At 70.4% G+C, this 9914-nt stretch carries 7 protein-coding genes; 5 read left to right on the top strand and 2 right to left on the bottom strand.

All coding sequences use genetic code 11. The features are described from left to right. On the bottom strand, positions 1-636 hold a 636-nt coding region (locus VF794_RS04700), incomplete at its 3' end, for an LON peptidase substrate-binding domain-containing protein (RefSeq protein ID WP_331107973.1). Between the two features lie 254 nt (positions 637-890). Here VF794_RS04700 and VF794_RS04695 point away from each other — a divergent pair. After that, positions 891-2102: a VWA domain-containing protein gene (locus tag VF794_RS04695; protein ID WP_331107974.1), complete on the top strand. Its 1212-nt coding sequence runs from the start codon at positions 891-893 to the stop codon at positions 2100-2102. Positions 2103-2108: 6 nt separating this feature from the next. On the opposite strand, the gene VF794_RS04690 is transcribed toward VF794_RS04695, so the two are convergent. Next, positions 2109-3014, bottom strand: coding sequence for a LysM peptidoglycan-binding domain-containing protein (locus tag VF794_RS04690; RefSeq protein WP_331107972.1), 906 nt, complete (start codon positions 3012-3014; stop codon positions 2109-2111). A 101-nt stretch (positions 3015-3115) separates the two neighbouring features. On the opposite strand from VF794_RS04690, the gene VF794_RS04685 reads away from it, so the two are divergent. The 4 genes from VF794_RS04685 (at position 3116) to VF794_RS04670 (ending at position 9829) form a co-directional block, all read left to right on the top strand. Continuing rightward, the gene (locus tag VF794_RS04685) at positions 3116-5281 is read left to right on the top strand and encodes a hypothetical protein (protein WP_331107971.1); all 2166 of its coding nucleotides are present in this window, start codon (positions 3116-3118) and stop codon (positions 5279-5281) included. Positions 5282-5465: 184 nt separating this feature from the next. Further along, complete coding sequence (agmC, locus tag VF794_RS04680) at positions 5466-7259, top strand: adventurous gliding motility protein AgmC (RefSeq protein WP_331107970.1); 1794 nt, start codon at positions 5466-5468, stop codon at positions 7257-7259. A 179-nt stretch (positions 7260-7438) separates the two neighbouring features. After that, positions 7439-8296 carry a recombinase RecA gene (locus VF794_RS04675; protein WP_331107969.1) on the top strand — a complete coding sequence of 286 codons (858 nt, stop codon included), beginning with the start codon at positions 7439-7441 and terminating at the stop codon, positions 8294-8296. A 21-nt stretch (positions 8297-8317) separates the two neighbouring features. Continuing rightward, entirely contained in the window at positions 8318-9829 is a 1512-nt protein-coding gene (locus VF794_RS04670; protein ID WP_331107968.1) for a DNA polymerase Y family protein, read from the top strand. The last annotated feature ends 85 nt before the right edge of the window (positions 9830-9914 follow it).

Here is a 9914-nt window from a genome sequence, read left to right as displayed (position 1 = left end):
GAGGTCCACGGTCTCGAGGACGGCCTGCTTCTCCTCGATGGGGACGTCCACGTTGGCGGCGATGAGGTCCGCGAGGTGGCCAGGGTGGGTGATGGACTCCACCAACTCGGTGGCGGCGGCCGGCAGCTCGGGCATCAGCTCGATGACCTCGCGCGCCAGCTTCTTGAGGTTGATGCCCAGGGCCTCGACCTCGACGTTCTCCGCCGCGGTCCTGTCCTCCACGGCCTCCACGCGGGCCTTGAGGTAGGGGGCCTCCTGGACCAGGTCCATGACGCGGAAGCGCGCCAGACCCTGGACGACGAGCGAGTAGTTGTCCTCGCCCATCTTGAGCAGCTTCACGATGCGGGCAACGGTGCCCATCGTGTAGAGATCGGCCGCGCCCGGGTCCTCTTCCTCGGCCCGGCGCTGGGTGACGACGCCGATGACCTGGTCGTCACGCACGGCGTCCTTGATGAGGGCGATCGTCTTCTGGCGTCCCACCGCGAGCGGAAGCACACCGCCTGGGAAGAAGACCGAGTTGCGCAGGGGGAGGATCGGGAGGACCTGGGGAATGTCCTCCTTGTTGATCATCCCCGGGGGTGCCATGGCGGCCGGCATGGCAGATGCGGAGCCGCCCTTCTTCTTCTCGTCGGACATGGGGTTGATGCCTCGGTTTCCAGCCGGCCGGACAACTTCCGGGTCGGTTGAACAGCTTGGTTGTGTTCTGTGAGAGTTGGTTCAACGTAGCAACCAAAACGGACATGGCAAACGCGACCTTCGTTTTTCCTGTCCGGCGTCGGGTGTACGACGGTTGCTCGCACCTTGTTCGAGGGTGGAGCATGGTGGGCGTTTCCCCTTTGTCACGGCGCGGCGCGCGTTAGGCTGCGTCGCGTTCCCAGGAGACCCCCGTGATGCATTCCATCCGTTCGAGCGCGCTATTGTCCCTTGCCTTGTGGGGAGCGGCGTGCACCTCTCCGGTGGAGGTGGCCGGTTCCACGTTGCCGGGCCGTTGTCAGGCCGAGGCCCCACGGGTCTCGACCCAGAAGACGGACATCCTCTTCGTCATCGACAACTCGGGCTCCATGGCGGAGGAACAGGACGCCATCGCGACCGAGCTGCCCGCCTTCCTGGACGAGCTACGCCAGGGGGGGGGAGTGGAGCAGGACTTCCGCGTGGGCGTCATCACCACGTCGGTGTATCTGAACGTGCTCTTCAACAACACCGTTCGGTTCATCCCTTATAACGATCAGGCCGGGCGGCTGCAGCCGGTGCCGGACGCGCTGGGTCGTCCGACGGCCGAGCGCTACCTCGACATGGGGGATCCGGAGCTGCTGGCCAGGTTCCGGCGGCTGGTGCGGCGGGGCACGGAGGGCAGCGGCCAGGAGACCCCCTTCGAGGCGGTGCGACTGGCGGTGACCCCACCGCTGGCCACGACGCCCATCGCGGAGGGAGGCAACGCCGGCTTCCTGCGGGAGGACTCCCGGCTGCTGGTGGTGGTGGTCTCGGACGAGGAGGACTGCAGCTCCGCCGAGCGGCCGCCGCCCGTGGCGCTCACGGAGGACTCGTCGAGGGACTTCTGCAGTGAGCAGGCGGATCGACTGACTCCGGTGCAGGAGTACGTGCGCCTCTTCCGGGGCCTGGAGGACGCGACGGGGAGGCCGCGCGAGGTGCTGTGGGCGACGATCGGCCCGGTGGCGCTGTCGGACAAGCGGGCGGAGCTGGTGTTGGACACGACCCCCCAGGGGACGTACGTCCGCAACGTGGACTGCCCGACCTCTTACGGGCCGGGCTACCGCCAGCGGGAAATGGCCTCGCGGTTCGACATGGGGCTGATGAACCTGGACTCCATCTGTCGGGCGAGCTTCCGTGACACGCTGGCGTCCATCGCCACCCTGGCGACGACCTCGCAGAGCATCGAGGTGGCCAACCTGCCGGACCCGCTGCTGGCGCAGGTGCTGGTGACGCGGGCGGACGACTCGGTGCAGACGTGCAGCGTGGCGGGAGGTGGGCTGACCTACGAGCCGTCCACCGAGGGCCAGTCGGCGCGCCTGTACTTCCAGTCCTCGTGCCCGCGGCGGTCGACGGACAAGAAGGTGGAGATCAAGCTGCTCTGCGCCAACTGAGGTCCTCTAGCCGAGCCAGTTCTCCGGCAGCACCGCGAGCTCGTAGTAGTTGGTGCCGTTGCCCATGAAGTTCGAGTCGGCGAAGGAGACGTTGTTGCTGACGCCGTTCACCCCACCGGCGCCAGGATGCGACTGCAGCACGTTGCCATTGGCCTGCATGATGGCCACGTGCCCCTGGTCGGCGGTGCTTCCATCGGGGTTCGCCCGATAGTTGCGAATGAAGAGCGTGCCCTCCGGGTAGCGCTTGTGGGGATTCACCGGCTCGGCGACATCGGCGTACTTGTTGTAGTAGGCGCGGGTCCCACCGTTGTAGGGCCAGTTGCGCGGAATCTCGTCGCCCTTGCCGACGGCGCGCAGCATCAGGTTCGCGACCCCGGCGCAGAAGACGCCGTTCTGGCGCACCTGGCTCGGATGAGGCGCGGGACCATTGGCGGCCCAGGCGGGCGCGCCTTCGCCCAGAGGTCCGCTCTGGTCCGTCCACCAGGCGTACGGCGCTCCGGCGATGCTCTGGGCGTAGTCCATCGCGGTGCGCACGTTCCGCTCGAGCTTGTCGCCGGGGCTGACCCCATCAGGGCTGGACACCGGGCCCGGCGTCGGCGTCCCGTTCGGGAGCCGCAACTGCTGGCCCACGGAGATGAAGTCCGGATTCCGGATGCCGTTCGCGGAGGCGAGGGCCTGGATGCTGGTCCCGAATCGTCCGGCGATTCCACTCAGCGTGTCACCCGGCTTCACCGTATAGGAGCGGGGGCCTCCCACGGCGCGGGGCGACCTCACGGACTCGAAGGTGTCCGCATGGACCACCCGAGTGGCGGCGGGGGCGGACGCACGGGGCGTGCTTCCAGACGACCTCGGCGCTTCGATACCAGCCTGATGTGGGATCTTCAGGGCCTGGGTATTCAAGGAGACGGCCATGGTGGACTCCGGTGGGGAAATGTCAGTCCCCACATTATCGGAGTTTGAGAAACCCAGGTTTCGTCCCGAACGCGAGAATCTTGCTGGTAGCCTGGAGAGCCATGGCGAAGATTGGCGCCCCACGGTCTCCTGTCATCCCCCGAAGCCAGGTCCCGACCGCTCCGGCGAAGACGGAGCCCGCGGCGGCGCCAGAGGCCTCGCCTGCCCCGGTCCAGGCACAGGAGGTGGCCCAGCAGTTCGGGTCCGCCTTCTTGTCGGCCGGGCGCCTGGCGTCTCAACTCGTCAAGGGCTTCGTCTCCAATCCCAACGCCGCGCCGCGCCGTGCCGAGAAGCGCTCGGCCGATCAGGCCGCGGAGGGCAACGGTGCGCGGCAGGCCCCGGAGGGCGAGCACGGCTCGACCGAAGCGGGTGAGCCGAGCGTCCTCGGCAACGCCTTCGCGGCGCTGAAGCGCACGCGCCTGTTCCGCTTTCGCAAGGTCCGCAAGAAGACGGCCGGGAGCACGGGGCAGGTCGAGACCGCCAGCCTCCTCGTCCTCGACGACGACTATGCCGAGAAGGAGCGCGACCACCACCGCGCGCTTTCCTGGCTGGGAACCGAGCAGGAGGAGACCTCCTTCGACCAGGCCCGGCGCGAGGCGCTGTTCCTGCAGCACCTGGAGCGCCAGGGAGAGCCTCCCTCTCATATCGTCCGGCAACTGAACTCCCAGTTCGGGGTGACTCGGGACCGGGAGTTCAAGCACCTGCTCTCCGATCAGGTCAGGCCCCAGATGGACGCGCTGGCGGACCGGGTCGAGCAGCTCCCCACCGAGGAGCGGCGGGCGCTGGCCGCGCTCGTCTCCCGTGCCGCCCACCAGGTGGGGACGCGGAGCTCCGAGACCTTCGCCAGGCTGCTCTCCTCGGCGGGGGCGGCGGAAGCGGCCCAACTGGCCGCCTCCACGGGGACGGGCCCCGAGCGCGCCGTGCGGCTCGAGCAGGCGCTCCGGCGGGCCGCGAGCCCCATGTACCGCGCGGCGCTGCTCGAAGCGGGGCGCGACAGCCTCGAGACGCTGGCGCGCGATGCGGTGCGCCTGGCGCCCGAGCAGCGGCACCTCATCTGGGTCTCGCTGCTGCGCTCGGCCGGGAGCGTGGAGTTGGAGAGTCTCCCCGCGATGGCGGAGGCTGTCGTGGCCGGGGTCCTCGGCAATCGGCGCTCCGGCGTGGCGGGCTCCATCGCCGAGGCGCTGGGGCCGGCGCTGAAGCAGGCCCCCGAAGGGGGAAGCTGGGCGGTCCAGCTCATCGTGAGCCTCGCGGGGCGCGGTGAGGTGAAGGCCGCCGAGCAGCTGGCCACGGTGCTCCACGGGCTCATCCGCGAGGCGCGCGCGGTCTGCATTCCCGTCTTCAAGAACCTGCGCACCCTGCGCATCCGCCCCAACTCTGGCGGACAGGACGAGGAGGGCGTGCTTCGCGAGCTGGAGGCCGTCGCCCCCCTCCAGACAGCGCTGATACCGGCCTGCTCTCGAGTGCTCGAGCAGGGGAAGGCGCTACCTCCCGCCTCGGCCCTCCTGATTGGCGAGGCCTTGATCTCGATTGCCTCGCTGGACATGGTGGGAGCCGTCGCTCCCGGGCAACGGCTGCTGCGCCGGGCGCTGCTGGCGCAGGAGAGGGGCTCGCAGACCTTCTTGTCCACGCTGCCCCGGGTGGCGCTCACCCTGGGGCAGCCCCAGCTGACCCGGCCGCTCGTGGACAACGGTTTCATCGCGGCCAGCTACGTGCTCGGTGGACATCTCTTCCTGGAGCATGTCGGCACGTACACCGCCCAGGCCCTGACCGGTCCCGTCCTGGCCCGGAGCCAGAAAGGCGATGCCTCGGCGGCGAGGGTGCTCTTGCGCTCGGCCATTCGCGCCAACGGCACGCTGTTCGGCTTCAACTCCGAGGGGAGCCGCCTCGCCGCGGACATCCTCGAGGCGGTGAGGGACAGACCGGGCTCGATGCCCGTGCCCAGGGTGCTGAGCCAGCTGGACAAGATCCGGCAGAAGCACCCCGGGGGGCAGAAGCCCTTCCGCACCAACACCCTGCGGGACCTGACCATCGCGCTGGCGGGCAGAGCGCGTGCGAGCATTCCGCCGCACGCCCAGCGGGACGAGGGCAGCCGTGAGCCCGCCAACCTGACGGCACTGGAGATCGCCGTCGACCAGACTCGCGACGCGAGGCAGAAGGCGGCGGCCGTCAAGGTGCCTCCGCCCGAGCCAGCGCCTCCACCCCGAGGTGCCTCTCGAAGCCGCAAGTGAGCGCACAGGGAGTCACAAGGGACGCAACTCTGGGAAAAGAGTCGGGATAATCCCCTGACGTCTCATTTCTTGAGATTTTCGCTTCCTGGACGCCAGGGCAACGTCATCATTCCCCTGGAAGAGAAGGACTTACGCCGACCCAACTCTCACGCCGCGCTGTGTTGAGGTCGGGTAGCATTCAGCCATGCGGATCTCCCTCCTGCTGCTCGGACTGCTCGTCTCCGTTAGCGCCCGAGCCGAACTGGACACCTTTGGTCTGGGGACGGGTAGGAACGACCGCCTGCGCATCGAGACCGCGGGCGTCGTCGTCAACCACTACGCGCGCCTCACCGCCAACGCCGCCCAGGGCACGAGCGACCTGACGGTCTCGGACTCCACGGCCTTCGCGGCCGGAGAGCTGGTGCTCGTCCACCAGTCCACGGGCCTGTCGCCCGCGCCAGCCTCCGGGGCACGGAGCATCATCGACCTCGGGGCGAGCCCGGTGGGCCGCTTCGAGTACGCGCGGGTGGCCTCGGTGACATCGGGGGTGCTCCGTCTCACCGCGCCGCTGCTGCATGGCTACACGGCTGGCCTGTCGCAGGTGGTGGGGGTGCCCGAGTACATCGAGCTGGAGGTGCGCTCGGGGGCCTCGCTGCGCGCCGCGCCCTGGGATGGGCGCGTGGGCGGCATCCTCGCGGTGATGGTCACGGGCCGCCTGCGCAACGACGGCCTCATCACCGTGGAGGGCGCGGGCTTTCGCGGCGGGGCCTTCCTCTCTCACGCGAGCTTCACCGGGTGCACGGGGCTGGACGAGCCGGTGGCCAGCGGTGGCGCCTACAAAGGAGAGGGCCTGGTGGCCGGTCGCTTCGGCACGGCGTCCGGGCGCGGCAACCTGGCCAACGGTGGGGGCGGTGGCGTCTGCCACAACTCGGGAGGGGGGGGAGGCGGGCATGCCGGGCCGGGAGGACTCGGGGGACGCTCCGCGCCCCTCGACGGCGAGCAGGACGTGGGAGGACTGGGCGGGGCCTCGCTGTTGTACCTGCCCCACGAGCGCCTCGTCTTTGGCGGCGGCGGTGGAGCGGGGGAGGGCAACAACAATCTCGGAACAGGAGGCGGGGCGGGAGGCGGGCTGATGCTCATCCGCGCTGGAGAGGTGCGGGGAGTGGGGCGCTTCCGCGCGGCGGGTGCCACCCCACCACCGACGCCCGGCGACGACGCCGCGGGAGGTGGAGGAGCGGGCGGGGCTATCTCCATTCGGGCCGCGCAGGAGTTGGAATGCGGTGCGGTGGAAGCCTCGGGTGGCGCCGGCGGAGACGTGAGCGAGACGGGGTTTCCGCTCGGAACGGGCGGCGGAGGTGGCGGGGGAGTGGTGTTCCTCCAGGGTGCCTCCATCGCGTGTTCGAACTCGGCGCTCGCGGGGACTCCCGGCCGGACGGCGACGGACGGCGGCACGCATGGGGCCGGTCCCGACTCCGGGACGGCGAACGGTTCCACACAGGTGGTCTCCCGTCCTCTTCGGATGCCCGCGACGCCCGTGCTGACGCTGCCGGCGAACGGTGCCACCCAACTGGCGCCGAGGCCCCGCATCGAGGGACAGGCCGAGCCAGGTGTCCAGCACGTCCTGCTCTTCCTCGATGGAATGCTCCTGGCGAGGCTCGCGCCGGACGCAGAGGGGCGCTTCACGTACGACGTCCCCGTGGAACTCTCTCCGGGCGCCCACGAGCTGCGTGCCGCCGCGGAGCTCCTCGGCGTGCACAGCTCCGCCTCCACACCCAACCGGTTCGAGGTCAATGCCACGTCAGGGGGTCCGGGGGAAGGCCCAGGGGAAGTTCCTGGGGAAGGCCCAGGGGAAGGCCCGGGAGAAGGCCCTGTTCCCCCCGAGCTGTCGCCGTTGACACTGGCGGTGGGCTGCGGGTGCGGGCTGTCCCCTGGGAGCGCGGGGCTCTGGGCCGGGACGCTGCTGCTGGCCGTCTGGGCCGCGCGCCGCCGAAGGAATTGAGCGGAAGCAACTCCGCGTGAAGATTGAGGGTGAGGGCATGTCGTCCCCCCTCAGCACCCACAGCCTCGAGCTGCCCAAAAGTGCCAATCGACTGATCACCGAGCGACATTTTCTGGCGCATGTCAGACCGATCGACATACTGAACCCCGTTTCAGGTCCTGAGCCGGACGGGGGACGTAATGAGTGGGACGGCTGAGAAGCTGTCGGTGACGGTCGAGGCACTGAGAGAGCAGATCCGCCGGTTGCAGGCGGCGCCGCGGAAGTACCTGGCGACGCTGCGCACGGGGGTGGAGCCCTTCGACGCGCTGCTGCCGGCGGGCGGACTGCCGCTGGGACAGGTGGTGGAGCTGTGGGGTGAGGCGGCCTCGGGACGGACGAGCCTGGCGCTCCGGACGGTGGCGTCGGCGCACCGGGAGGGCCGGCTGTGCGCGTACGTGGATGGTCCGGGGGAGCTCTACCCGCCGGCGGCGGTGGCCGCGGGGGTGGATCCGTCCCGACTGCTGATCGTGCGGCCGAAGACGGCGGAGCAGCTGGCGTGGTCGGCGGTGCAGCTCGTGCGGAGCGGGGCGTTCGCGTGCGTGGTGTTGGATCTGACGCGGGGGCCAGCGGGAGCGGGGAAGGGCGAGGGCGGGGTGCGGCTGTCGCCAGCGGAGGGCAAGCGGCTGATGGAAGCGGCGACGCGCGGCGGGAGCCTGCTGTTGCTGCTCACTGCGCCCGAGGCCCCGGCGGACGGGATGATGCGGCTGCGCACCGAGGCGCGCGGCGACGAGGGCCTGTCGGTGGAGGTGGTGCGCAGCCGGCAGGGAGGCATCGGCTCGCGGACGCTGGTGCCATGGGGGGCGCTCTACCCGGAGCTGGGCGAGTGGGAGACGCCCTGGGGGGCGGAGCTGCTGCCGAGCGAGACGGTGACGGTGCCGGAGCTGCGGGAGCCGGAGCGGGTCTCGCCCGAGGGTCACCGGGGAATCATGGGGCAGCGTCCGGGGCGGGACGTGCCGATGCCGTCGCTGCGTTCGAGCCTGGACGCGGCCCTGCACTGAGGCGAGGGGAGGGGAACGGACATGAGGTTGGGGTATCTGCATTTCTCGCGCTTTCCGGTGCAGCGCAAGGTGATCGAGCTGCCGGAGCTGGCGGGCAAGCCCTTCGTGCTGGTGGAGGAGGTGCGCGGCCAGCAGCGGGTGGCGTGTGCGTCCACGAGCGCGCTGAAGGCGGGGGTGCGGCCGGGGATGACGCTCACCGCGTCGACGGCGCTGGAGCCCTCGCTGCGGCACTTCCCTTACCGGCCAGAGGAGGAGCGGCGGGCGCTGGTGGGCCTCGGCGAGATGCTGATGGCACTGACGCCGGGCTTCCAGCTGTCCGAGCCGGACGGGCTGTGGTTCGACGCGGGGGCGGCGAACCTGGCGAACGGCGAGGAGGGGCTGTGCGCGAAGGTGCTGGCCCTGTGCTCGGAGCATGGCTGGCGGGGGCGGGTGGTGGTGGCCTCGGAGAAGTTCACCGCGCGGGCGCTGGCCCGGCACGGGGCTCGGCGGATGGACGTGGTGCCCGAGGGAGAAGGGGCACCGGCGCTGGCTCCGCTTCCGCTGAGCGCGCTGGAGGGCCCGGAGCAGGAGGCGTTCGCGGCGCTCGGGCTGACGACGCTGGGAGAGGTGGCGGCGCTGCCCGTGGGGGCGGTGACGGCGCGAGGTGGCGCGGCGGGCATGCGGGCGCACACGCGCTGCAAGGGCGGGGATGAGACGCCGTTCATGGCCGAGGTGCTGGAAGAGGTACTGGAGGAGCGGCTGACGCTGGAATGGGCGGCCGAGTCGATGGAGCCGCTCCAGTTCGCCCTGAAGACGGTGTTGGATCGGCTGTGCGGGCGGTTGGGGGGACGGCGACGCGCGGCGGTGCGGCTGAACCTCACGCTGAAGCTGGACCCTTCGGGACAGGCCGTGGTGCCGCTCACCCTCGCGAGGCCGACGGCCCAGTCGAAGATGCTGCTGGACCTGACGAGGCACCGGCTGTCGGACGTGCGGCTCGAGGGGCCCGTGGCGGGGTTGATCCTCCGGGTGGAGGAAGACTGCGAGGACCGGGGTCAGCAGCTCGCGTTGGGAGACGCGCCCGAGGGGGATGCGGCCCTGGAGGTGGTGCTCTCGCGACTGGCGACGGCGCTGGGCGAGGACTCGCTCTTCATGGCGGCGCTGGAGGACACGCACCGTCCCGAGGACGCCTATGCGGCGCGGGCCTTCCGACCACCGACCATGAGCCGGGGACTGGAGGGCGAGCTGCTCCAATCGGTGGAGGAAGCGGAGCCGATACCGGAGGTGCTGCGGGAGAGGCCCTCTCGGGTGCTGAGCAGGCCGACCACGATCGACGTGGAGATGACGACGTCGGGAGAACTGTTGGCGGCGAGACTCGGAGGACGGCGGCGCCGGGTGACGGCGCTGGTGGGCCCGGAGCGGCTGAGTGGAGACTGGTGGGACGCGAAGCCGTACAGCCGGGACTACTACCGCGTGCACTTCGAGGGGCTGGGCCCGGCGTGGGTGTTCCGCGACGCACGGGATGGCCGCTTCTACCTCCAGGGCCTCTTCGATTGAAGATGCCCCCTCTCCCTCGGGAGAGGGTTGGGGTGAGGGTATTTGCCCTCACTTGGGGACACGTGGGTCTGGCCGACTACTCGCG

Origin of the sequence: Archangium sp. (genome assembly GCF_036389735.1) — a bacterium.
GTDB lineage: Bacteria > Myxococcota > Myxococcia > Myxococcales > Myxococcaceae > Archangium.
This window is presented reverse-complemented; position numbering and strand designations above follow the sequence as displayed.

Coding starts and splice junctions, on each gene's coding strand:
- VF794_RS04695 (WP_331107974.1), top strand. CDS start 891: ATGCATTCCATCCGTTCGAGCGCGCTATTGTCCCTTGCCTTGTGGGGA.
- VF794_RS04690 (WP_331107972.1), bottom strand. CDS start 3,014: ATGGCCGTCTCCTTGAATACCCAGGCCCTGAAGATCCCACATCAGGCT.
- VF794_RS04685 (WP_331107971.1), top strand. CDS start 3,116: ATGGCGAAGATTGGCGCCCCACGGTCTCCTGTCATCCCCCGAAGCCAG.
- agmC (WP_331107970.1), top strand. CDS start 5,466: ATGCGGATCTCCCTCCTGCTGCTCGGACTGCTCGTCTCCGTTAGCGCC.
- VF794_RS04675 (WP_331107969.1), top strand. CDS start 7,439: ATGAGTGGGACGGCTGAGAAGCTGTCGGTGACGGTCGAGGCACTGAGA.
- VF794_RS04670 (WP_331107968.1), top strand. CDS start 8,318: ATGAGGTTGGGGTATCTGCATTTCTCGCGCTTTCCGGTGCAGCGCAAG.